This window comes from Acidovorax sp. LjRoot66, from assembly GCF_964253305.1.
In the GTDB taxonomy this organism is placed as follows: domain Bacteria; phylum Pseudomonadota; class Gammaproteobacteria; order Burkholderiales; family Burkholderiaceae_C; genus Acidovorax.
The window spans coordinates 741,203-765,104 of the sequence record NZ_CAXUQU020000001.1 but is presented as its reverse complement, the minus strand read 5'-3'; the positions used below and the strand labels follow the sequence as shown (position 1 = coordinate 765,104).

13 protein-coding genes are annotated in these 23,902 nt (G+C 60.4%); 12 read left to right on the top strand and 1 reads right to left on the bottom strand.

Annotation, left to right across the window (positions count from 1 at the left end; all coding sequences use genetic code 11):
* The first annotated feature begins 1,143 nt into the window (after positions 1-1,143).
* The 10 genes from mads1 (at position 1,144) to ACSQ3Y_RS03460 (ending at position 20,544) form a co-directional block, all read left to right on the top strand.
* On the top strand, positions 1,144-1,359 hold the full coding sequence (gene mads1, locus ACSQ3Y_RS03505) for a methylation-associated defense system helix-turn-helix domain-containing protein MAD1 (RefSeq protein ID WP_103524192.1): 216 nt from the start codon (positions 1,144-1,146) through the stop codon (positions 1,357-1,359).
* Complete coding sequence (gene mads2, locus ACSQ3Y_RS03500) at positions 1,352-3,400, top strand: methylation-associated defense system DNA methyltransferase MAD2 (RefSeq protein ID WP_436176458.1); 2,049 nt, start codon at positions 1,352-1,354, stop codon at positions 3,398-3,400. The genes mads1 and mads2 overlap by 8 nt, the downstream gene beginning before the upstream one ends.
* A complete protein-coding gene (gene mads3, locus ACSQ3Y_RS03495; protein ID WP_436176457.1) occupies positions 3,397-4,734 on the top strand; it encodes a methylation-associated defense system AAA family ATPase MAD3 in 1,338 nt (445 codons plus the stop codon). The genes mads2 and mads3 overlap by 4 nt, the downstream gene beginning before the upstream one ends.
* Positions 4,731-5,387 carry a methylation-associated defense system protein MAD4 gene (mads4, locus tag ACSQ3Y_RS03490; protein WP_436176456.1) on the top strand — a complete coding sequence of 219 codons (657 nt, stop codon included), beginning with the start codon at positions 4,731-4,733 and terminating at the stop codon, positions 5,385-5,387. Before mads3 ends, mads4 begins: the two co-directional genes overlap by 4 nt.
* Positions 5,384-6,802 carry a methylation-associated defense system restriction endonuclease subunit S MAD5 gene (mads5, locus tag ACSQ3Y_RS03485; RefSeq protein WP_436176455.1) on the top strand — a complete coding sequence of 473 codons (1,419 nt, stop codon included), beginning with the start codon at positions 5,384-5,386 and terminating at the stop codon, positions 6,800-6,802. Before mads4 ends, mads5 begins: the two co-directional genes overlap by 4 nt.
* A 1-nt stretch (position 6,803) precedes the next feature.
* Positions 6,804-10,979 (top strand): methylation-associated defense system protein kinase MAD6, encoded by a 4,176-nt coding sequence (mads6, locus tag ACSQ3Y_RS03480; protein WP_436176454.1) that lies wholly within the window; start codon positions 6,804-6,806, stop codon positions 10,977-10,979.
* Entirely contained in the window at positions 10,979-12,652 is a 1,674-nt protein-coding gene (gene mads7 / locus ACSQ3Y_RS03475) for a methylation-associated defense system protein MAD7 (RefSeq protein WP_436176453.1), read from the top strand. Before mads6 ends, mads7 begins: the two co-directional genes overlap by 1 nt.
* Positions 12,649-18,228: a methylation-associated defense system ATP-binding protein MAD8 gene (gene mads8 / locus ACSQ3Y_RS03470; protein ID WP_436176452.1), complete on the top strand. Its 5,580-nt coding sequence runs from the start codon at positions 12,649-12,651 to the stop codon at positions 18,226-18,228. Before mads7 ends, mads8 begins: the two co-directional genes overlap by 4 nt.
* Before the next feature lie 450 nt (positions 18,229-18,678).
* Positions 18,679-19,317 carry an MBL fold metallo-hydrolase gene (locus ACSQ3Y_RS03465; protein ID WP_057202653.1) on the top strand — a complete coding sequence of 213 codons (639 nt, stop codon included), beginning with the start codon at positions 18,679-18,681 and terminating at the stop codon, positions 19,315-19,317.
* Between the two features lie 141 nt (positions 19,318-19,458).
* Complete coding sequence (locus ACSQ3Y_RS03460) at positions 19,459-20,544, top strand: GGDEF domain-containing protein (protein WP_436176451.1); 1,086 nt, start codon at positions 19,459-19,461, stop codon at positions 20,542-20,544.
* A gap of 7 nt (positions 20,545-20,551) precedes the next feature.
* On the opposite strand, the gene ACSQ3Y_RS03455 is transcribed toward ACSQ3Y_RS03460, so the two are convergent.
* Positions 20,552-21,394: a M48 family metallopeptidase gene (locus tag ACSQ3Y_RS03455; protein ID WP_428002795.1), complete on the bottom strand. Its 843-nt coding sequence runs from the start codon at positions 21,392-21,394 to the stop codon at positions 20,552-20,554.
* Between the two features lie 37 nt (positions 21,395-21,431).
* Between ACSQ3Y_RS03455 and ACSQ3Y_RS03450 the strand changes: the two genes are divergently transcribed.
* Positions 21,432-23,048: an AmpG family muropeptide MFS transporter gene (locus ACSQ3Y_RS03450; protein ID WP_436176450.1), complete on the top strand. Its 1,617-nt coding sequence runs from the start codon at positions 21,432-21,434 to the stop codon at positions 23,046-23,048.
* Positions 23,049-23,182: 134 nt separating this feature from the next.
* Entirely contained in the window at positions 23,183-23,899 is a 717-nt protein-coding gene (locus ACSQ3Y_RS03445; RefSeq protein WP_057202655.1) for a response regulator transcription factor, read from the top strand.
* Positions 23,900-23,902: the final 3 nt, after the last annotated feature.

Here is a 23,902-nt window from a genome sequence, read left to right as displayed (position 1 = left end):
GATGACATACCGATCCGAACTGCGACCGCTACCCGGCCATTCTTGAACATGCATCGTTGAGTTACGGCGCAGGATGGACCGGGCTGCTAGACGCCCTCTGCGAGCGACTACAGCACCATGCAGACCAAGGCGGGCAGGCAGTTCAAATCATCCAGGCAAAAGAGAAATGGGGTGAGCTGTCTTTGAACTGCATGGGCGGCGATGCTGACGCGTACGGACTGATCGACATGGCTGAAGCGTTGTCGGCGCACATCTGTGAACTGTGCGGCAGTCCTGGCCGCCTGCAGGATGGGCCTGTGTTTCGCACACGCTGCGGTGAACACGCTGATCGATAGGCAGTTTCGCGACGTAGGCAAAGACTAGCCCAGCTGAAGGATGCTCGGTCTGACACGCTTGCCCAGCTTGATATAGAGCTTAACTGCTCGGACTCTTCTTTGTATGAACTACTTTCAAGTAGTCAGAGTCTTCATCCCCACTCTCAGTGGGTCACTTCCGTACGGAAATCAACCCCCTCTGCTACCGACGGTGAGGCGTGTGCAGTCCGGCGTGCACAAGCCGTAATCCGCCATAGTCCTTCGGGTGAGTGAAATCTGTCGCTTGAGAAATGAGAGCGCGAGATGCGCATGAAAACAGCAGAAGGGAATTTGGGGTCAACCCGCGTGGGATTGCGTGGAGGCCATCATTGAAAAAATGTGCGAACTCTTCTCGCCAGCCTTGTTGAGCTACGCCATGTCTGGAACCCGTGCAAGCGTGAGACATCTGGGCATTTGATGACTCCCTTCTTGCGACAAGTACCCCAGCATGGTCGGCCGCAACAATTGCGGTCACGGGGCCAACGCTTTTTAAGGATCCAAGGCCCGTCCTCAGAGGTTGCTGCGAGCAAGCAGACCATCCCAGCTCCTTCCAGGAACGCTGTCTGTCAGCCGGCGATGTTCATTGACACCGTTCCGGCTTCGAGGCGCTGCGAACAACGTGTGTGAGCGATTGCGTTCAACGATGCCTCGAAAGGCCGCTAGTGGTTGCGTGACCGATCCATAAACCGCACGCAACCCAAGCAAACCCGGCCTAAGACGGCCAAAGACGGCCAAAGACGGCCATAATGCTCATTAATGGCATATCGCCGCCAATCTCGGGCTCAATGACATGGACGACCGCTGGCTCTCCGTCGACGAAATCGCCGACTACCTCGGTGTTGCCAAAGACACCATCTACACCTGGGTGACCTCCAAGGGCATGCCGGGGCACAAGGTTGGGCGCTTCTGGAAATTCAAGAAGGAGGACGTGGACGCCTGGGTTCGAGAGGGTGGTGCCGCTGCCAGCAGTGATGACTTTGATGATAAGGAGCCCCGCAATGCCTAAGCAGCGCTCCACGCAGGACAACAACGATATGAGCGACCTTGATCAAGAAGCCCAAGCGCCAGAGAGCACGCTCGAAGAGGGCAAGGTCTTTGACTACATCACCGGCAATCCGGTGAAGGACAGCGACAAAGAGAAAGTTCGCCAGCACATTGAGCGTGCTCTCATCCATGAGTACGGCATCGCCGCCGAAGATATGGAGCCTGACTTCAAGGTCAAGGTGCTTGGCAAAAACCGCAAGATCGACATCGCCATCTTTAAGCCCAGTCAAGAGCATACGGAGGAGAACCTTTACCGCGCGGTGGTGGTGGAGAAAGAGCCCAAGCTCGGCACTAAGGGCGCCTATCGCATGCGTGATCCGGAAGAAGCGCGCAAAGACTTCGAAGTGCTGGAAGCCGTGATGGCCGAAGTCGAAAGCTGCACCTACGGTCTGTGGACCAATGGCCTAGAGTTCTTCTTCTTCAAGAAGGAGGTCACTCGTTTCGACACCAAGTTCAAACCCATCGGCGATTGGCCTCTGGGAGATGACACATTTAGCGTTGATGGCCGATCAGTTGCTAGTCTCCGATCAGCGAAGAAGGAGCGGCTCATTACGGCATTTAAGCGCTGCCATAACTACATCCATGGCAATGAGGGCATGCCCAAGGACGCTGCTTTCTGGCAGTTCCTGTACCTCATTTTCTGCAAGATGTATGACGAACAGCAGTTCCGGGAGCGCGGGATTCGCGAGTTTTGGGCTGGTGCTTTTGAGCCTTTTGAGCCCAAAGGCCAAGAGGCAATTCGAAAACGCATCCTGCCACTCTTTCAGCAGGTCAAGCGAGCTTACACGGAGCTATTTAGGGGGAATGAAGAAATAACCCTTTCCGATCGCGCGCTTGCATTCATAGTTTCAGAGCTATGTCGTTATGACTTTGGCAGGACTGAGGTGGATGCCAAAGGGGTTGCTTATCAGGAGATCGTTGGTACGAATCTTAGGGGCGACCGTGGCCAATACTTCACCCCACGGGGTGCCATCAGCCTAGTGGTCAAAATGTTGGCGCCTAAAGAGCATGAACGTGTGCTCGATTCATCCTGCGGCACAGGCGGCTTCTTGGTTGAGACCCTTAGCTACTTGGACAAGATTTTCCACGAAGAGAAACGCGTCAAGGCGGGCGACGAAAACACCGAAGATTTCGTTTCCATTCGTGATCGGCTCGCCAACTACACTGCTAAAAACTTGTTTGGTGCCGACTTCGACCCCTTCCTGGTCCGCGCCGCGCAAATGAACGTGATGATGGCCGGCAACTCACTGGGCAACCTATACCACATGAACTCGCTGGAGTTTCCAGCGGGGCACCTGCCCGGCGTCCAGACCGCCAAAGTGGCTATCCCGCTAGGCTCTATCGATGTCTTGATGACCAATCCTCCGTTTGGCTCCGACATCCCGGTTACTGAGAAGACCATCCTGGAGCATTACGAGTTGGCCCGGCGCTGGGAGCGGCAGGGCGATGGCTTCGTGATGACCAACGCCATCAAGCCTGCTGTGTCGCCAGAGGTGCTATTCATCGAGCGTTGCGTTAAATGGCTCAAGCCGGGTGGCCGCGCGGGCATCGTTTTGCCCGATGGCATCTTGGGCAACCCCGGCGATGAGTTCATCCGCTATTGGATTCTTCGACACTGCTGGGTTCTGGCCAGTATCGACCTGCCGGTGGAGTCTTTCATCGTCGAAGCCAACGTCAACATTCTGACCAGCTTGCTCTTCTTGAAGCGCAAGTCTGAAGAGGTGATCAAGGCAGAGGACCTGGGCCAGAAGAACGACTACCCCGTATTCATGGCCGTCGCCGAGAAGGTGGGCTTCGACCGTCGTGGCAACACGCTTTATAAGCGCCACCCTGACGGCGAAGAAATTCTGGTGGAGGTCAGCCACGAAGAAAGGGTCCGCATCGGTGGTGGCCTGCAAGTGCGCACACTACACCGGAAGGAGCGCATCCTCGACGACGACCTGCCCGAAATCGCCAAGGCATATGCCGAGTTCCGCGTACAACATCCGGAGCCCAGCAAGTGATCACTCGACTTGAAGCTACACGCTATCGCTGCTTCGAACGCCTGGGCGTCGATGTCGGCGACTTTCGTGTTCTTGTCGGGGCGAACGGCTCAGGCAAAACCACCTTGCTTGATCTACCCGTGCTCTTCGGCGATCTTCTGCGTACCAGCAATGTTTCTGCGCCATTCATGGAGCGTCGGCCCGAATTACCGCCGCGTGCTGGCAGCCTGAACGAACTGGTGTTCGCCGGACGTGGCAGCGATTTCTCGCTGGCTGTCGAAGCACGCCTTCCCGAGACCGTGCAATCGAAGGTTCTTGAGGGCTTGTTTGCCGGCAAACGCACGGAGCGCTCGCGCCAAGCGTTGCAGGAAGACCGCCGCCAATGGCCGACCCACATCCGCTACGAGATCGGTTTGCGCATCGGTGCAGACCAATCGTTGCAAGTGGCATACGAGTACCTCTTCCTTTTCCCCGAGGCTGATGGGCCAGACCGCCGACAGGCAGGCTTTCATGGTCCATCGGCGGCAAACAAGAAGCTCTGGCATCTCACGCTCAAGCGCGAAATTGGCTACGAGTCGGAGTTCAAGCCGGAAACGCCGCACGCCAAAGCCGTCAAGGTCGGTCTACCCGAGACTTTGCTGGCCATGCCGCGTGTGCTGTTCGAGTCTGAGACTGGCTACCCCGCTGCTCGTTGGCTGCACAGCTTGTTGACTACTGACGCAGTGTTCCTTGAGCCCAGCTGGTCGGCCATGCGTCAAGCCAGCCCACCGGGCCAGCCCAAGGTCATCACGGCTAACGGCCGCAACATCCCATGGCTCGCATTGGAGCTGAAGCGCGAGGATGCTCCCGAAGATCCGCCCGCCGAATACCGCAGTGAGCGCTATGCCGATTGGATTGGCCACGTGCAAACCGCTCTACCCCAGGTTGTTGACATTGAAGTACGTGAACGCGACGACGACCACCACGCCTATTTCGTGGTCAGCTACAAGGGCGATTTCAAAGTGCCTTCCTCAGGCTTGTCGGATGGCACCTTGCGCATCCTCACGCTTACGCTGCTGCCTTACCTCAGCAAGCAGCCCGCTATCTTGGTGACCGAGGAGCCAGAGAACGGCATTCATCCGCGCGCCATCGAAGCGGTGTTGCAATCGCTATCTTCCATGTACGACAGCCAGGTGTGGGTGTCATCACATTCTCCGGTGGTGCTGGCGCGTGCCAAGTTGGATCAGTTGCTGTGCGCGCGACTGGCCAGCGAGGGCGGCGTGGAGATGGTGGCCGGGACGGACCATCCCCGTCTTCAAGAATGGCGAGGCGGCATCGATCTTGGCAGCCTGTTCGCAGCGGGGGTGTTGGGATGACGAACAAGCGCTCCTGCGTCATCTTGGTGGCCGACAGCAATATGGCAGCGACCTTCCGTGGGTACTTCAAACGCGAGCGTTGGCACCTAAGCCTCGCTTGCGCACCCTTCGAGATCGACACTGATGTCGGTGCCGACTTACTGGTGGATGAAGGCGGCAACGACCCCGGCGTCTATACAAAGGGCCACGAGCTGCTACGCCCCTACCAGAACAGTCATTGTCGTGCCCTCGTGGTGCTGGATTGCCAATGGGAAGGCTCGCCTGGCAAAGACGCGATCGTCGCCCACATCACGGCCAATCTAGTGGCAAGCGGTTGGGCTGAAGATGCGGTCAAGGTGATCGCCATCGAGCCCGAGTTGGAGAACTGGCTGTGGCAGGACAAGCCGCAGGTGGCAGACGTACTTCGCTATAAAGGCGACAAGCCGCTGCGTCAGCATCTGGCGGAGAGCGGATGGTGGCCTGCTGACGCTGCCAAACCACCGCGACCGAAGGAAGCCGCCGAATGGGTGCTGAAGCAGACCCGGCAACCTCGTTCTTCTGCGATCTACCAGAAGCTGGCTGAGCACATCTCTATAAGGGGCTGCACCGATGCTGCCTTTTCCGACATGCATGCTGCATTCCAGGCGTGGTTCCCACAGGAGGTCGGAGCATGACCTTCGCGAGTTTCAAGAACGCACGCATTGTTCGGTCCGGATGGCTTGACGAAGGTGGGCGTCGACTGGATTGCAACCCTTACATGTCTGGCGCTCAAGAAGCCAGGGATGCGCTACGCCGCTTGAACGTTCGTAAAGACGCGCTGCTGACTGTGACCTCCGGGTATTCAGGCGGTATCTACAACGGACCAGTGTTCTCGCGCATTTGGGTAGATCGCCCGGAGTACGGCGTTCCATTCCTTGGAAGCAGCGATATCTCGAATGCGGACCTGGCTACGCTGCCTCTCCTAAAGAAGTCTTACGCTCAATCGAAGAAGCTCTCGCATCTTGAGTTGACAGAAGGCACGACACTGATCACGTGTTCCGGGACGATAGGCCGCATGGCCTATGTCCGCCCGGATATGGAAGGCATTTGGTCCTCGCAACATGTCATGAAGGTTGTGCCTGACACTAGCAAGATTCCTGCGGGGTACCTCTACGCATTTCTTTCGAGTCGCTATGGCGTCCCTCTGATCGTCTCAGGAACTTACGGCGCCATCATTCAGCACATTGAACCCGAGCACATCGCCGCGCTGCCAGTGCCTAGATTCGATGCTCGCACCGAACGTGCCATCGCCATGAAGATGGACGCGGCTGCACGTTCGCGTGCTGAAGCTGTGGAATTGCTTCAAGAATCAACCAGTCGCTTGCAAAGGAAGCTGGGGCTGAAGTTGCCAACACCAGTTCCTTCACTACCAAAACCAGATGTGGCAGCGGTATCCAGTGACGCTTTTCGGGATCGGGGGGACGCGTACTATTACAGCGCGAGAAATGCTGAGTCCCGCATTGTGTTTGATGCAGTTGGCGCAAGCCGTGCGCTGGGAGATGTTGCTGAGGTATTCATTCCGGGCATTTTTAAGCGACTCTATGCATCTGATCCGCAATTCGGCAGCCCCTACGTTACTGGCGGTGATGTATTTGAGTTGGCTCCCACTTCCGACAAGTTCTTGATGAAGCGCGTTGCAGCGGAATACCGCCTGCTGCTTAGGAAGGGAATGATCGTTGTTCAGGAGGCTGGTCAGCTGGGGGGCCTTATCGGACGCTCGGTGATGGTCGGAAGCTATCTCGATGGGTTCTCCTGCAGCAACAACATGATTCGGATCGTGCCTGAAGACGACATCGACGGTGGCTATCTGTTTGCGCTGCTGTCTAGCGAGCATGGAGTTCGATTGCTGTCTCGAGAAGCGGCTGGGTCCAGCATCCCTCACACAGATGAGCAACGCGTCAAGCGAATTCAGGTTCCTTGGCCTTCGCGCACAGACCGAGAAGATATCGGCGCCCCTGCGATTCGCGCTCGGAATTTGAGGGATCAAGCTTGCGTTTGGGAGCGAGAGGCGCGAGACATGCTCGAAGCAAGAATTCTGGGAGCGGAATGAGATGGCCAAAGTGATCCCAGTAGGTCAGCCGGTCAACGATGCAGAGCGCAGCGCCATCGCTTACCTGCGGGATCGCTTGCCAGACAGTTTCGTTCTGCTGCACAACTTCGAGATCCAGAGGCAGGGCGAGCGCTTCGAGATCGACATCGCGTTGCTGACCCCGCACGCCCTGTATCTGATCGACGTGAAGGGCACGCGCGGCACCATCGATGTGTATGGCAACAAGTGGTACCCGGAGGGGCGCGCGCCATATCCGTCGCCGCTGGGCAAGCTGCGCGGCCATGCGCGCTCGGTGAAGGGGCTGGTGACTCAGGCCAATCCCGGGCGGAATGAGCTGGACGGTATCTATGTCGATGCCGCCATCCTGCTCACCGCGCCTGATGCACATCTGAATGACCGGGAGCAGCTGGATGCAGACCGGGTGGTGAAGCTGAAGGACGCGGAGCGCTACTTCAAAGATGCCACGCGCATTCCGATGCGCTTCTCAAAAAACATCCTGCAGCAGCAGGGGTTGATCCTGCATGCCTTGAAGGTGGTGAAGCCAGCTTCCGCCGTGCAGCGCATTGGGCACTGGCAGCTGAAAGAAAAGCTTGGGGCAGCAGAGGCCTACACCGAGTTTCGTGCCGAGAACGCGTTCGCGGGTGGTACGGCCCGCCTGCGGGTTTACCAGGCTGACCCCTATCAAACTGAAGTTGTGCGCAAGGCGCAGGTCAACCGCATTGCCAATGCCTACAGGGCGCTGTCCAAGCTACCGCTGCATCCCAATATCGTGGCGGCGCGAGATTTCTTCGCGACCGATGACGACAAGTCTTTCATCCTGATCCTGGACGATGCACCGGGTCAGGCGTTGACGGTGCACATGGCTCGGCCCCAGTTGACGCTGACGCTGGACCAGAAGTGGCGCGTGGCCAAAGACCTCCTGGCGGCTTTGGCTCATGCCCACCATCACGGTGTGGTGCATCGCAACCTCACGCCGGGCGCGATCTTGATTGGCCAGGACGGCACCACACGCATCACCGACTTCGATTTCGCCAAGCCCGGTGTGGACCGCAGCCTGACGATCGCGACGGAAATTGTTGATCTGGTTGAAAAAGCCTATGTGGCGCCCGAGGCGTTCCGGGAGCCGGGAGCTGCCTCGAGCGCATCAGACATCTTCTCCGCTGGGGTCATCCTCTACGAACTCTTCACCGGAGAACGCCCTTTTGCAGGCGAGCCCACCACGGTATGGGATCGGGCCGGCGAGTTTCTTAACAAGCCCTCGGCACTGCGGCCGGAGCTGAACGAGACCTTTGATGCTTGGCTTCAGAGCCTCTGCGCTTTTGATGAGCACCAGCGGCTGACCGCATCGGCCGCGCTGACCACTTTGAATGCTTTGCTGGAACCTGTGGCGCAAGCAGCCAGCCAAGCTGCTGAGGCACCGAAGCTTGAGGTCTTTGGAGTCGAGGATGCTCAGACCGACTACCTGAACTTGGCGGCAGGCCATCGCCTGACCCACAAGTTCATCGTGGAGAAGAAGCTTGGGCGCGGCAGCTTCGGTGTGGTCTACAAGGTGATCGACACCTTGGGTGATGTGGCGCGCACGGTGAAGCTCATCGTCAGCGACAGGCATTCGACCCTGGAGCGTCTGAAGAAGGAGTACCGCCATCTGGTGCTCATTCCAGAACACCCTCACGTGGTACGTGTGCTTGATGCGGATCTGATTCCAGGGCGTGACATCCCCTTCCTGGTGTTTGAGTACGTGGAGGGGGCCGATGTCGGCGACATGATCCACGACCGCCTGCTGTCTCCCGAGGATGCGTTGGAATTGGGTAAGCAGGTGATTGAGGGGCTGGTGCATCTGCATGCGCAGGGTTTCCATCACTGCGACATCAAGCCGCGCAACCTTTTGTGGACCCAGAAGGGCGCCAAGATCATCGACTTCAATGTGTCGGTGCGGGCCGACGACAAGGAGTCGCGTGGCGGAGGCTCACGGCGCTATTTGCCGCCGGACTTTGACCCGGAAGTCATCCCGCACAACGGCGAGCGCGCGGATCGCGATCTGTATGCGTTGGGCCTGACTTTATACGAGGCGTTGACGGCCCGCTACCCGTGGGACACGACGGAGCCGCCCTTCAACAAGCCTGCGCCCGACCCGCGCGAACTGTCAGGATTTGCCGACTTGGCGCCGGAACTGGTGAACGTGGTGCTCAAGGCCATTGCACCGCGCAGGGCAGAGCGCTTCCACACGGCCATCGATTTCCGGGATGCGCTTGCGGATGTTCGTCATGCGCGTCGTGTGCAGACGGTCAGCCTGTCTGCCATGGTAACGGCGGTGGGTAGCGGGCTGCCCGCCTTGACTGGGTCGGCACCCAACACCAACGCGTTCGTATCACACCTGCTGACGCTCTACAGCCAAAGCCGCCGCAGCAATGCGGGTACGCGGGGCATGGATGCGCTTGGGTTCTCAGCCTATGTGGACACCGCGCTAGACCGTGCCTTGTTGCCTGCTGTGCTGCAGGGTGAGTTCCGGCTCGTGCTGATTTCGGGCAACGCCGGTGACGGCAAGACCGCCTTTTTGCAGCGGCTGGAGAAAGAGGTCGAAGCGCGCGGCGGGGCCGTTAATCGTGGTTTGGCAAACGGCAGCGAGTTGAGCTTGGACGGCAAGCGCTACCTGATTAACTACGACGGTAGCCAAGACGAAGGAAACAAAGACAACAACCAGGTGTTGCTGGACTTCCTGGCCCCCTTCAAAGGGAATGACGCAGCGTCCTGGAGGCCCCAAGAGACGAGACTGATTGCGATCAACGAAGGCCGCTTGGTGGACTTCCTCGCTACGCATGAGCGGGATTTCCCGGCGCTCACGGCCCTGGTTCGGCGTGCGTTTGCCACTGGGGAAGCGGAGTCTGGCGTGGCGGTGGTGAATCTGAATCTGCGCAGCGTGGTGGCCGATGACGCCAGCACTGCTGAGAGCGGCTCGATTCTGGAGCGCACGCTGCAAAGCATCGTCCGCCCCGAGAACTGGGCTGCCTGTGAGCAGTGTAACTTGAAAGAAAGTTGCTACGCCTTGCACAACGCACGCAGCTTCCAGGATGAGATCGCCGGGCCGCGCTTGTTGGAACGCCTCAAGACGCTTTACACGATGGCGCACTTGCGCGGGCGCTTGCACATCACGATGCGCGACCTGCGTTCAGCGCTGTCGTTCATGCTGATTGGCAATCGCGACTGTGCCGAAATTCATGCGCTCTACGCCTCAGGCAAGCATGATGACGTGGCCCGGAGCTTCTACTTCAACAGCTGGATGGGTGGCGGGCAAGCCACCTCGGATCGGCTGCTGACGCTGCTGAGCGACCTGGATGTTGGCAGACAGGAAGACCCCCGCTTCGACCGAGGCTTGGACTTTGTTCAGCCGGATGACCGCGCCCTGTTCCGCTTCGAGCGCCGAGGGCAGTTTGACTTGGAGGTGTTGAAGCGTCTGTTCAGCGACCTGCCGCGTGGCGTTTCTAACTCGGCAGTCCGCCACCGGGCGCGCAAGCATCGCGAGTATGTGGCCATGGCACGCCGCAAGCATTTCTTTGAGCGGCGTGACGCGGGCTGGGAAAAAATGCTTCCCTATCGCTCCGCCAAGCGCATGGTGGAGATCGTTCGAGGCGAAATGCCCATCGACGAACTCACCAGCGAAATCCTGCATGCCATCAACCGAGGCGAGGGGCTGCAGCGCCCGGAGCGCCTTGGAGCCAGCCTGGCCTTGCAGTTGCGGCAGGTCGAACACGGTACGGTCCGCAGCTACCGGCTCTTCCCAGTGGAGGGCTTTGGGCTGCAGGTACAAGACTTTGCGGCCAAGGCTCGCTTCGTCGAGCACCTGCCGACCGGTCTGCTGCTGAAGTACCAAGGCCAAGGCGCAGGTGCCATCAGCAGTGAGCTAATCATTAACCTCGACGTATTCGAGATGCTGGTGCGGCTAAATGAAGGCTATCGGCCTAGCGTTGAAGAGATGCAGGGTTTCTATCTCTGTCTTGGCGTGTTCAAAAACAGCCTCAACGCTCAGCCTTACCGCGAAATCCTGCTGACCACCACAGGGCACGACTTCTACCGCTTGGCCCGCCATGACGACGGGCGGGTGGAGATGCGTTTGCTGCACGGCCCGGTGAGGGGCGCTCGCCAAGAAGAAGCCGCGGAGAGTGGCGTGAGGGGGAATTGATGGCATTGCAGAAGAAAGACAGGGAGTTCCGACTCCCAAAGATCAGCTATCTCGACTTCAAGACGATCGAGATGGATCGGGTGCTCACGGGCTTGTTCGAGCGGCTGGAGCATGGGGGCTATCCGAGCGTTTTTCGCGACAAGCGTGAGCTGACCGTGGACAAGTTTGTTGATGACATCCTTGATGCCAGCGACAAGTTCTTGGGCTTCACGCAGCACCGAGACATGGTGGAGCGTTGGGTGGAAACCCACCTGATGGACATCGTGAACCGAGGCAAGAAAAACGCCGCCGTGGCAGGGCCGCGACCGCTGCATGGCTATACCTATCGCTTTCGCAACCCGAAGCACTCGCGTGACTACGGGGCTGCACAGCATCTTTACCAGATGCTGCACCACGCACGCCAACTCGCCGGCCATAAAGCCATCGAGCATCTCAAGGGCTTCTTCTTCGACGGGTTCGACAAGCTCACACGAGAGCTGAACGACAAGGCGCTGACAGACATCGAGACGGCGACGCTGCTGCACTTTTTGTCGCAGAGGAAGGACACGGCGGACACACGCGCGGGAGGAGATCGGTTCGCGCCTGTGTGCATCGGCTCGGCCGATCTGATGGCCGAAGACATCCAGCGGCTGCTGTTCTACAAGCCCTTCATGCCACGCTCGGTGATGGTGGAGTACCTGAAGGTGCTGTTGTCGTTCCACTTGGCTCTGTACCACCTTCGCCTGCTGAAGCTGCTGCCTGCCTGGCAGAAGCTGGAGGGAGCCAACTCGCTATGCGCTGAATCGGCATGCCCCATGAGGCCCCGCGAGCAACGCGATCCTCAGGGTGACTGCCCCTACAAGCTCGGCCTGTTCGTTGATCTATCGGGGAGCGCAGAGTCCTCTACCGCCGCGCTGGCAGAGCGCAGCGCAGATGGCTACTACCGGCGCATTCCTAGCTTTGTGCGAGCGTACTTCGTCGCCAAGAAGCTTGACGAGTTTTCTGAGCACCTTGTTCGGAGAGGGAAGCTGATCCGGCCCTTGAATTCCGTGTTCTCGGTCGGCGAACTCTACGGTCTGCAAGGAGCGCCGTTCGCGGAAGAGCGGGACAAGTTCTTTGGTGAGCGGCTGGCCGGGCTGCTGGAGTCTTTGTCTGAGGGTGATGCAGGCCTTGACGCAGAAGTCGAGGCCATCACAAAGATGGGACTCTCGGACTTCGAGACCTACATCGAGATTCTGGTGGCTCTGCGTGGTGCCTTCCATCGGAAGTACATCATCGAGTCTTTGGACGCGACGATGTTGAAGAACAAGTCGGGGGCGCTGCTTGCGCAGACCCGCGCGCGGAACGCACCTCGGCGATTTGCGCTGGAGAGTCGCCTGCTGGAGGTGTTGCTGCAGATCGCGGTGTTGCGCCCCGGTGGGGACAGGGGCTACTTCACCGGCGAGATGCGGATCGACGACTTGCTTTCGTTCTTGCGTGAGCGCTATGGGCTCTACATCGATCAGCTGCCGCCCGGTGAGGGGTTCAGCGCTCCGACCATCGACGAACGGAAGGCATTGCGCAGCAATGTGCAGGCATTTACCGGACGCCTGCGTGAGATTGGCTTCTATCGAGATTTGTCTGATGCCTACGTCACCCAGACCGTAGTGCCGCGCTACCCGATTGCAGAACGAAACGAAGGAGCGCGCGCATGAGCCAGGGACTGCGTGAACTCACCAATCAAGAACTGAACGCCGCGCTGGAATCAGTCCTGCTTCCAAAACTGTCTCAACTGCTTTCAGCCCGCGAGTTTGGGCATTGCATGCGGGTCACAGACTTGGATCGGGAGCTGATGATTCGCTTGGCAGGTGGCCTGCGGGCTGCCGTGCCGTCAGCGAACGTCGTGCTGCTGGCGGACGCAAGCTTGCGAGCGATGGCACCGGACATGGCTGTCAGCAGTACCAAACTGGTTGAATTGCGTAACCCGCTGCCAGACGATGAGCTTCGGGCCCCGTTGCTGGTGTTTGTGCCGAATGACCTGCGCGCTTCAGCGGAAGATTCTTTTGGCGTCGCGACGTTCGAAGAGGTCTCGATCGATGGCGCCTATGCGGAGTTGAACGCGCAGTTGCTCGCCCAAGTCCCCGCCAACTTACGGGTGGCCGTAGAGGCTTGCTTGAGCGAATTGCGGCAACGTGTCGCTCGGTGGCGGTATGCAGATGACTCTGCTGTGGCGCGTTACCTGCTTACCTGCAAGATCAATGATTTTGATCCGGATGCAATGGGGGCAGCGCTGTTTGAGCTTGCTCTGGTGCCGGACTTGGAGTTATTTCAGCAGGCCGAGCGCGCGCCTGCGCGGGTGGCGCGCAACCGAGAGTGCGTTGAGCGCGTGACTTGGTCCACGAAGACGGAGCGCGTTCGCGCGCTTGAGCTGGGCTTGCTGGACCCTGTGTTCTCCAAGCAGCTTGGCGAGTTCTTCTCCCGTAACGGTGTCTCCAATCCCAAGGAATGGACGCAAGCCATCGTTCGTGACCGCGTGAATTGGCCACTTGCGTTCAACAAATGGTTGTTCGAGGACGGTGGAGTCAACCCCGACGCTATCTATATCGGCGATGTCGTACTGCCTGACTTGCCCGTGGTGAAGGATGACAACGAAGACCCCCGGTTGGCCGAGTTGATCGGGCACAAGGTGCTGCCCATCTCAAAAACCGGGCTCAAAAAGTTCAGTGTCTCTTTCCGTGTCGACCCGGTGCCGTCTAAGGTCGAAGGGCTGTCACGGTTTGTGGCAGAGGTTGTTTCGCGCGACAACGGGCCGACAGGCCTGCGTAGGCGTAAAGCCGCTTGGAGCAAAGGAACCGACTCCGGTGCGATTGCTTTCTCGTCGATTGGCAAGATCGACTGGGAGGAAGGCTGGCACTACGTGCGGTTGTATGCAGAGACTGTGGACGGTGATCGCATCCCCCTCGCAGACGGAGAAGGCAATCCCATCCGGTTCAACACTGATGCAGCGGAGACACACGCCAGCCCCAACGAAAGTGACCTCTTTTACGTGGTCACTGACGACGAGGTCGAGGTAGAGCCACCACAGCGCGCCGTACCGCGCGAGGTGAGCTTGATGCATGCGTTGCTCCGTGCACGTTTTGCTGCCGTGACTCAGGATCGTGATCCTGGAACCGTTACTGTGACCAGCTGCGCCTGGGTGGATCGCAGTAGCAAGGCCACAGCCGGCGGCGAGACCTTGGAGATCCGCCTCGGCAAGGAGGGCAAGGCGAACGTCATGGTGTCCACGCTTTTGGCGAACCTGGAACGGGCGTTTCTTGAAGACCCCGAAGGCCTAAACCGCTTGAGACTTTCGATCAGCGCTTCGGGTGCTGCCACGCAATCCCCAACATCGTTTAAGTGGCCGGTCTCGGATGAGGTGACCCAGTTCCGAGAAGCGCGGGAGACGTTTTTCGCCGCCGTGCTGAAGGGAGACCAACGGCTGATCATGCAGGCCAGCGATCTTCTGTCCCTTCAGGAATCAGCTCAGAATTATGCCTCCGCTTACCTGGCTTGGATCGATGCGGTGCTTGCACGCGCCAGTTCCTCAGAGATGACCGTTGCGCGGCAAGCTATGGATGAGCTTCGCTATGCGCTCACCATAGATTCAGTGGCCCTCGTGTTGGAAGACTACCAAGCCAGGCGACGAGATGCTGTGCTGTTAGGGCCAACGCATCCGCTGCGGGCCAACTGGCATGTCGCATGGGGCCATCTCGGCCAAGCCTGGATGGAGCAGAGCCGGGCTAGCAACAAAGAGTTTGTGGGCCCTACGCGTGACGCGGTGATCAAGCAGCTAGCGCCAGCGGCATTTCCTCCGGTCGTTCCCTTCGGTGAGGAGCTGGGGCGGACGGCGCTGGCTGTGGACAATATCAACCCGTTCTGGTCCTTGTATGCAGCGACCGATGAGAAAGACCCCCGTGGTTTGATTGGGGAAGTTTGTGCTGCCTTGGGCTTGCCAGAGCCAGCCATCGGCGGGGCAACCATCGATAGTGCTTATCTTGCCGCGCGCGTGCAGCGTTATCTGGTCCAGCACCCGTATGTGGAGACACTTACGATCAACGCTTTTAACGCGGGGCGCTCAGGCGCAATGGCCGAGGTGCTGCTGGCTCTTCAACGACATCCTGATTTCGCCGATCTGCGTTACGACATCCGGCTCTTCGTGCTTGATCCTGCAGCACCTTCGACCGGGGAAGCGTTGCTGGAGCTTTTGTCGCCAGATTCGGGAACCAGCGCCAAGGAAGCAGACGCCTTTTCGACGCCGACCAACAGTCATATGCACCCCAAACTGCGACTGGCCATTCGAGCGATCAAGGAATTCCGTGAGGATCCGGATTTGCATGCGGCGCACCTGTCCTTCTTGTTTGACCTGTTTCCTGCAGAAGAGATCCGAGCTGTTGATGTTCAGGACAGTGACGACTCTTCATTTGTCCATGGTCTGGTACAGCCCTTCAAAGTGGACTATTTGGAAGACGAGCAATCCATCACGTGGCTGCGTCGTCCGCTTCATGGTGCAGCACAGCCGCTGGAAGGAGCGGAGGCCTTATCGGATCTCATGGGCGGCGTTTCCCGTGCTCTCTCGGTCGCAATAGCGACGGTGGCTCGCAGTCAATACCTGCCGCACGCGCGCCCTGTTGTTGCGTTGAGCCTGTCCGCAGATGAGCGTGCCATGCTCCATCAGGTTCATGAGGTCAGCGATTGGGTGCTCACGATTGATCGAAATTTGGGGATCGAATTCTTCGACCATCGTCGGCATGCCACAAGGCCAGACTATTTGATCGACCACTCGCCCGACATGGCGAGCGCGATGAGCCATCGCCTGGCGATCACCTCTCGGTCCGTTGCTGAGCTTGAGTCTTTGCTGATTCCAATCTTGGGTGAGTACGGACTGCCCAATACTGGCCGACATGCCTTGGTGATGCTGGATCAGCTTCGATCGTTGTCCGGCCGGTTGGCCTTAAAGCTACTGTCCTCTTCATCCCAGCGAGCCGAGGCGATGGGCTTGGCGCTCTCGCGATTGTTCCTTGAACATCAAGGCGTGTTCCAGAACCAAGTTGTAGTGCCGTTGGACGCGCACTTGGAGTTGTACAAGGCGTTGAAGCAAAGCGCTGAGGAAATGGGCGATGAAGTCAGCTTCCGTCGGACTGACCTTGCCCTGTTCGACCTCGACCCAGCAAGTCGCGTGGTGACATGTCGGCTGGTCGAAGTGAAGTGCTACAGCCAAGTGGGCGATGTGGCTGCCTACGCGCAGATGAAGTCGTCCATCGTTGATCAGATCGCTCAGTCCGAGCACGTCTTGGCCTATCACTTTGACCCCAGGATGGCTGACGTAGATCGGCCTGATCGCCCCATAAAGAATCGGGATTTTGCTGCACTGCTGGGCTTTTACCTAGACCGATCCGAACGCTATGGCGTGGTCTTGCCAGAAGCAGCTGAAGAGGCTCACTACTTCCTGCGACGCCTTGATGAGCGCCCTTATACCCTGCAGTTCACACGAAGCGCAGTGGTGTTTGACTTCAGCAAGCCGGGTACTGAGCCCGCCGAGCATGAGAACGGCATCGAGTTCTATCGTATAGGTAGTGATTTGATCCGGCAGCTGGTGGAGTCGGCAGTGACTGACACCGAAACGGTGGCCAGCGTTCCGTACGCACGCTCTGCCGAGACATCGCGAGAGGTCACGCAGGAACTTCTTCGCCGCAGGGAGTTGGCGCCTGCCGTTCCTACCTTTGAAACGGCAGCCTTCCTCAGCCCGCCACGGGATCGAACAATCGCGTGGGACGACAGTCCGAGAGGCAGATACACGCAACATGAGGTGGTTTCCAGCATGCCCGTGCTGGAGCCAGCACCTGCCGCCTTGGTGCAGGAGGCTCCTTTGCCAGTTGGCTCTGTGCAGGCTGCAAGTACTGACACGCCACCACCAGCCGACGAGCTGGATACGACTACGGAAAAGGCGTCCGCATCGATTCTTGTTGGGGAGGAGGATGAGGCTCCCCAGAGTGCGTCCGTTAAACGGCCCCAAATTCAAGATGGCGAGGCTACCGAAAGCCGCGTGGCTTACGACATCATGCTCGGTGCCACGGGAGCAACACCGCAGTATGGCCTGATTGGCGAGGTGTCTGGGCGCAAGGTGGCACTTGACCTCAATCAGACCCACACCATCAGCCTGTTCGGCGTTCAGGGTGGCGGCAAGAGCTACACCTTGGGCAGCGTGGCAGAGATGGCTTCGCTGCAGATCCCTGGTATCAACTGCCTTCCCGAACCGCTGTCCACGGTGATCTTCCACTACAGCCCGACGATGGACTACAAGCCCGAGTTCACGTCGATGGTGGGGGCGAACTCTGTGGAAGATCAGGTTCGTGCGCTGAAGGAAGTGTATGGCGCGGAGCCGAAGGCGCTCGCGGATGTCTTGCTTCTCGTACCCGCCGACAAGATCGAAGAGCGTCAGGCCGAGTACCCCGACATCGAAGTGCGGCCTTTGCAGTTCTCGGCTTCAGAGCTGAAGGCTTCGCACTGGAAATTTTTGATGGGCGCCGTAGGCAATCAAGCCACTTACATTCGTCAGATCATGCGCATCATGAAGGCGATGCGCGACGACATCACCCTTGAGGGCTTGCGTGCAGGCATCGATGCATCGTCGGTTCCCGATCACCTCAAGGAGCTGGCTCGGATGCGCCTCGACCTGGCCGCTGAGTACATCAACGACGGAACCTCGCTCACTGAGGTGGTGAGGCCAGGCCGACTGATCATCGTGGACCTGCGGGACGAATTCATCGAGAAGGACGAAGCCCTTGGACTGTTCGTCGTGCTCTTGCAGTTGTTCGCTGATGCGCGCATCGATGGGCGCAGCTTCAACAAGCTGGTGGTGTTCGATGAGGCCCACAAATACATCGAGAGTCCCGACCTGGTTGCCGGGCTCATCGAAGTGGTCCGAGAGATGCGGCACAAAGGCGTCAGCATCATGGTCGCAAGCCAAGACCCGCCATCTGTGCCTGTCAGCCTGATCGAGCTGTCCAGCCAGATCATCATGCACAAGTTCAACTCGCCTGCTTGGTTGAAGCACATCCAGAAAGCCAACGCTGCACTCGGCAACCTGACGCCAGAGCGCATGGCCCTGCTGAAAGCCGGAGAGGCCTACGTGTGGTCAAGCAGGGCTAGTGATGAGTCCTTTTCAAAAGGGGCCGTAAAGCTTCGCTGCCGACCTCGAGTCACGCAGCATGGTGGAGCCACGCGCGTGGCCGTGGCGACAAGTACCTTGTAGATGTATGCACTTTGTTGTTGGACCAGTTCATCGAAGGCATCAGGGCTCAGGACTGGATCGGATCTGCAGCTCTGCGTGTAGAGATGCACCCCGCATTGCTCATGAAATCAGCGGACCAGCCGCTTGGTAGTAAGTAGTCGTCGCCGCTCACCAGCATCCCAGCATGTGCGGCCGGCCGCCCTGCATTGATCAAAGGCAAGACCTCTGCAGCATGTCCACAAGCCAACGGCTAAACGAGATGTCCGCCGTACACCTAGCAGAACGAGTCCGGCTGTCAGAGGTGCTTAGCCACACTCTGTTTGCAAGAACCACTTCTTGTTTTGCAAAAACCAGCGGGGAGAGCTCAAAGTGCGTGACCCATCTCTGTTAGCTCCTCGCCATTCTTTGTTAACTACCTGACCAGTCTCCGTTAGCAAAAGCCAATCTTTGTTAGCAACAAACAACCCACCCATGCTCCACTACCTCACCGTCCCCGTCACCGCCTTCCAGCAAAACTCCTCCATCCTCTGGTGCGACGCCACGAACAAGGCCACCATCGTCGACCCCGGCGGTGACCTCGACGTGCTGCTGGCCGAGGTGGAGCGCCTGGGCCTCACGCTCGACCAGATCTGGCTCACCCACGCCCACATTGACCATGCGGGCGGCACGGGCGAACTGGCCGAGCGCCTGTCGCTGCCCATCGTGGGGCCGCACCCCGGGGACCAGTTCTGGATCGATGCGCTGCCGGATCAAAGCGCGATGTTCGGGTTTCCGCCCGCGCAGCATTTCACGCCCACGCGCTGGCTGGCCGATGGCGACACCGTGCAGATCGGCAACGAGACGCTGCACGTGCGCCACTGCCCTGGGCACACGCCGGGCCATGTGGTGTTCCACGCGCCGCAGATCGACCGGGCCTTCGTGGGCGATGTGCTGTTTGCGGGCAGCATCGGGCGCACGGACTTCCCACAGGGCAACCACCAGGACCTGATCGACAGCATCACCGGGCGCCTGTGGCCCATGGGGGACCAGACGGTGTTCATTCCCGGCCACGGCCCGGAGAGCACTTTCGGCCGCGAGCGCAAGAGCAATCCCTACGTCGGCGGCACCTGAGTCCCTCCCTTTGCGGGTAACGCAGAATTGGGATGCTTTGCCCCGCCTGATCCGGCGATGCGCTGCATTGCAACTTTTTAAGATGTGACATTCTGTTAACAATCCCGGCGGTCGGAGGCGCGTGCCGGGCATCGTCCCGCCATGGCATACCCTGCAAGCACCGTTCCCACCGCCCATCCTCCCCGCCCCTTCGCCATTCCACAGCGCGGCTCCAGCGTTGCTGGCAAGGCCTACTGGGCCATGGCGCAGCGGGTGGCGCTGACGGCCGCAGCCATTGACTGCGGCTACATCCTGCTCTTCCTCTGGCTGGGCTCGGTGCCGCTGGCGCTGGTCAACCTGGCCAGCATCGGCATGTACCTGGGCGCCTACGCGCTCATCAAGCGGCGGCGCAACACGGCGGGCATCTCGCTGATCTGGCTGGAGGTGATCTTCCACTCGGCACTGGGCTCGCTGCTGGTGGGCTGGGACAGCGGCTTTCACTACTACCTGCTGCTGTTCATACCGGCCGTGGTCATTGCCAACTCGGGCCGCTACGCCGTACCGATCGTGCTGGCACTGCTGACCTACTACCTGGGCCTGCGCCTTGCCTGCGACCACTGGGGCGCCCTCGCGCCCCTGACCGGCAAGGGCCAGCAGGTGGTCAACGCCATCCACGTGTGCATCGTCTTCGGCATGTTTGCGGCGCTGGCGGCGTTCTACCGCCGCACCATCCTCATCGCCGAAAACCGGCTGCTCAAGCAGGCCACGCTGGATGCGCTGACCGGGCTGAACAACCGCGCGCATTTCCACACCTTGGCCGGGCACACGCTGAACCGCACCCAGCGCACCGGCGAACCGGTGGCACTGCTGCTGTGCGACATCGACCATTTCAAGCAGGTCAACGACCGCCACGGCCATGCCATGGGTGACCGCGTGCTGGTGACCGTGGCCGGCGTGCTCGCGCGCAACCTGCGCGAGAGCGACGTGATCGCGCGCTGGGGCGGCGAGGAGTTCCTGGCGTTGATGCCGGCGAGCCCCCAGGCGTCCGCCATGGAAGTCGCCGAGCGCATCCGCATGGCGATGGAGCAGATCCAGATGGACTGCCAGGGCCAGCCGGTACCTTTGAGCATGTCTTTCGGGGTAGCGCAGGTGGCCCATGGCGACGACCTTCAAGCGGCCATTGCACGGGCCGACCAGGCGCTCTACCACAGCAAGAACAACGGCCGCAACCGCGTCACGGCAGGCTGATCAGCCGTCAACCCTTTCGAGCCGCTTCGTACAGCTTTTGCACCTTGGGCACGTTGAGCTCCAGCTGCTGGATGCGTGCCGGGCCCGAGGGGTGGGTGGACAAAAAGGCCAGGCCTCCCTGCTTGCTGCCCGTGGCGCCGCCCATCTTCTTCCAAAGGCTTACCGACGCATCGGGCTGGTAGCCCGCGCGCGCGGCCAGCTCCAAGCCCACCAAGTCGGCATCGCTTTCGTCCGAGCGGCTGAACTGCAGTGTGAGCAGTTGCCCACCGAGGCTGGCGGCGGCATTGCCCAGGTCACCCAGGCCCAGCAGCTGCGAGCCCAGGCGCAGGCCAATGTTGGTGGCCTGGGTCTTGGCCAGGCGCTCGCGCGCATGCTCGCGCAGCGCGTGGGCCATTTCGTGGCCCATGATCATCGCGGCTTCGTCGTCGGTGAGCTTGAGCTGGTCGAGGATGCCGGTGTAGAAGGCGATCTTGCCACCGGGCATGCAGAAGGCGTTGATCTGTTTGCTGCCAATCAGGTTCACCTCCCAGCGCCACTGGCTTGCGCGCTCGTTCCAGGGCTTGGTGTGCGGGATCAGCCGCTGGGCGATCACGCGCAGGCGCTGCAGCTGTGGAAAGTCATCGGGCGCGAGCGCGCGCTTGGCGCGGGCCTGTTCAAGCATCTGCTGGTACTGCTGCGCGGCGGAGCGCTCCAGCGTCTCGGCCGGTATCAGCTTGCGCAGGGTGGAGGATGTGCCCACGTCCACCTGCGCGATGGCCGGGGCCATGGCACCCGTCCCCGCCGCCAGAAGAAAAGCGCGGCGCGCGGACCACATCGATGACGGCGTGGCGGAAGGAGAGGGGCAAAGCATGCACATGCAGGAATAATAGACAAAAACCCAGGTACCCATGTCAGACACCTCCCCTATCCCGACCGCATCGACCGTATCCGCTGCGCCGACCGACGCCCCCCGCCCCACCTGGCTGCAGACGTTGCGCGTCTACCTGGAGCCTGCGAGCCTGCGCATGCTCACCCTTGGCTTCTCGGCCGGCCTGCCGCTCCTGCTGGTGCTGGGCACGCTGAGTTTCCGGCTGCGCGAAGCGGGCATCGACCGCAGCACCATCGGCTACCTGAGCTGGGTGGGCCTGGCCTACGGCTTCAAGTGGGCCTGGGCGCCCCTGGTGGACCGCATGCCCCTGCCCCTGCTTACCCGCTGGCTGGGCCAGCGGCGCAGCTGGCTGCTGTTGTCGCAACTGGTGGTTGCGGCCGGCTTGGTGGGGATGGCGGTGTCGGATCCACGCCTGGCTCTCGGGCCCATCATCTGGTGTGCATTGGCCGTCGCCTTCGGCTCGGCCACGCAAGATATCGCACTGGATGCGTTCCGCATCGAATCCGCCGATGCCGACCACCAGGCGGCGCTTGCAGCCTCGTACCAGACGGGCTACCGCCTGGCAATGATCTGGGCTGGCGCCGGCGTGCTCTGGATAGCGGCGCGAGCCGAAGTGGCAAACCCGGCTGCCAGCTACCAAAACGGTGCGTGGCAGACCGCCTACCTCGTGATGGCCGTATCCATGCTGGTTGGCATGCTCTCCTCGCTCCTGTCCAAAGAGCCCATGCCCCGCGACCTCGATCTTGAAAAGAAACGCCTGTCCGCATCCGCCGCCGTGTTCCAGGAGCAAGGCATGCGTTTTACCTGGCCGCTGGCAGTTGCAGCCTTGGGAGTGGCGGGCCTTTTGGGTTGCATGGTGCGGCTGGCCATCTCCACGCTTCCTTCGGTGGTACCCGTGGGCTTCGGCCTGTTGGCCATCGTGGGCTTCGTGGGGCTTGATCAATCCTGGGGACGCAGCGCACTGATTCGCACCCCCGTCCACCGTGCGGTGGCCCCGGCGTTGGCTTGGCTGCACGCGGCTGTTTTCGAACCGTTTGCCGACTTCGTTCGCCGCTACCGCCGCCAGGCGGCGCTGATCCTGGCCCTGATCGCCGTGTACCGCATCAGCGATGTGGTGATGGGCATCATGGCCAACCCCTTTTACGTGGACATGGGCTACACCAAGGACGAAGTCGCGGCCGTGACCAAGATCTACGGCGTGGTGATGACCCTGGTGGGCGCCTTCGTGGGCGGCGTGCTGTCCATGCGTTTCGGTGTCATGCGCATCCTGATGCTGGGCGCCGTGCTCAGCGCGGGCAGCAACCTGCTGTTTGCCTGGCTGGCGGGGCATGGGCACGATGTGACGGCGCTGATCGCTGTGGTCTCGGCCGACAACCTGGCCAGCGGCATCGCCTCGGCGGCCTTCATCGCCTACCTTTCGAGCCTGACCAACGTGAGCTACTCGGCCACGCAGTACGCGATGTTCAGCTCGCTGATGCTGCTCTTGCCCAAGTTCATCGCCGGCTTCTCGGGCCGCTACGTGGATGGGTTCGGCTACGCGCACTTCTTCACGGCCACCGCGCTACTGGGTGTGCCCGTGCTGCTGCTGGTATGGCTGGCGTCTCGGGTCGAAATCGTGGGCACTAACCACAGATAGACGATTTTTTGCTATGCATTGCATAGCAATGCAGCCGATGGCACAGGCAGCAGGTTTACGGGAGCTTTACAGGCGCTTCAACACCTTGTGACGCCTTTGCGCGACCATGGGCAGGCCGCTACTACACTGACCCCATGAGCTCCCAACTGCTGATGATCGAAGACGACACCCGCCTCGCCGAGATGGTGGGCGAGTACCTGGGCCAGTCCGGCCTGGTGGTGACGCACCGCGCCGACGGCAAGAGCGGCCTGGCGCAACTCCAGGGGCCAGACGCCGCCGCCCTGCCCGACCTGGTGATCCTGGACCTGATGCTGCCCGACATGGACGGCCTGGAGGTGTGCCGCCGCATCCGCTCGCTGCAGGGCCCGGCTGCGCAGGTGCCGGTGCTGATGCTCACGGCCAAGGGCGACCCGATGGACCGCATCATCGGCCTGGAGCTGGGTGCCGACGACTACCTGCCCAAGCCGTTCGAGCCGCGCGAGCTGCTGGCGCGCATCCGCGCCATCCTGCGCCGGCGCACCGATGGCGGTACGCCGGTGGCCCAGGCCCTGCGCTTTGGCACACTGGAGATAGACCGCGATGCGCGCACCGTCACCGTGGCCGGCCAGCCGGCCGACCTGACCTCCTACCAGTTCGACCTGCTCGTGGCGCTGGCCGAGCGCGCGGGCCGCGTGCTCACGCGCGACCAGATCATGGAGGCCGTGCGCGGCCGCGAACTGGAGGCCTTCGACCGCTCCATCGACGTGCACATGGGCCGCATCCGCGCGGCCATCGAGGTCGATGCCAAGAACCCGCGCCGCATCCTCACCGTGCGCGGCGTGGGCTACGTGTTCGCCAAACAGCAGGATTGAAGC

Bases quoted from the DNA above. Each gene is read 5' to 3' on its own strand.
- mads1 (WP_103524192.1), top strand. From the start codon at position 1,144: ATGGACGACCGCTGGCTCTCCGTCGACGAAATCGCCGACTACCTCGGT.
- mads2 (WP_436176458.1), top strand. From the start codon at position 1,352: ATGCCTAAGCAGCGCTCCACGCAGGACAACAACGATATGAGCGACCTT.
- mads4 (WP_436176456.1), top strand. From the start codon at position 4,731: ATGACGAACAAGCGCTCCTGCGTCATCTTGGTGGCCGACAGCAATATG.
- mads5 (WP_436176455.1), top strand. From the start codon at position 5,384: ATGACCTTCGCGAGTTTCAAGAACGCACGCATTGTTCGGTCCGGATGG.
- mads6 (WP_436176454.1), top strand. From the start codon at position 6,804: ATGGCCAAAGTGATCCCAGTAGGTCAGCCGGTCAACGATGCAGAGCGC.
- mads7 (WP_436176453.1), top strand. From the start codon at position 10,979: ATGGCATTGCAGAAGAAAGACAGGGAGTTCCGACTCCCAAAGATCAGC.
- mads8 (WP_436176452.1), top strand. From the start codon at position 12,649: ATGAGCCAGGGACTGCGTGAACTCACCAATCAAGAACTGAACGCCGCG.
- ACSQ3Y_RS03465 (WP_057202653.1), top strand. From the start codon at position 18,679: ATGCTCCACTACCTCACCGTCCCCGTCACCGCCTTCCAGCAAAACTCC.
- ACSQ3Y_RS03460 (WP_436176451.1), top strand. From the start codon at position 19,459: ATGGCATACCCTGCAAGCACCGTTCCCACCGCCCATCCTCCCCGCCCC.
- ACSQ3Y_RS03455 (WP_428002795.1), bottom strand. From the start codon at position 21,394: ATGCTTTGCCCCTCTCCTTCCGCCACGCCGTCATCGATGTGGTCCGCG.
- ACSQ3Y_RS03450 (WP_436176450.1), top strand. From the start codon at position 21,432: ATGTCAGACACCTCCCCTATCCCGACCGCATCGACCGTATCCGCTGCG.
- ACSQ3Y_RS03445 (WP_057202655.1), top strand. From the start codon at position 23,183: ATGAGCTCCCAACTGCTGATGATCGAAGACGACACCCGCCTCGCCGAG.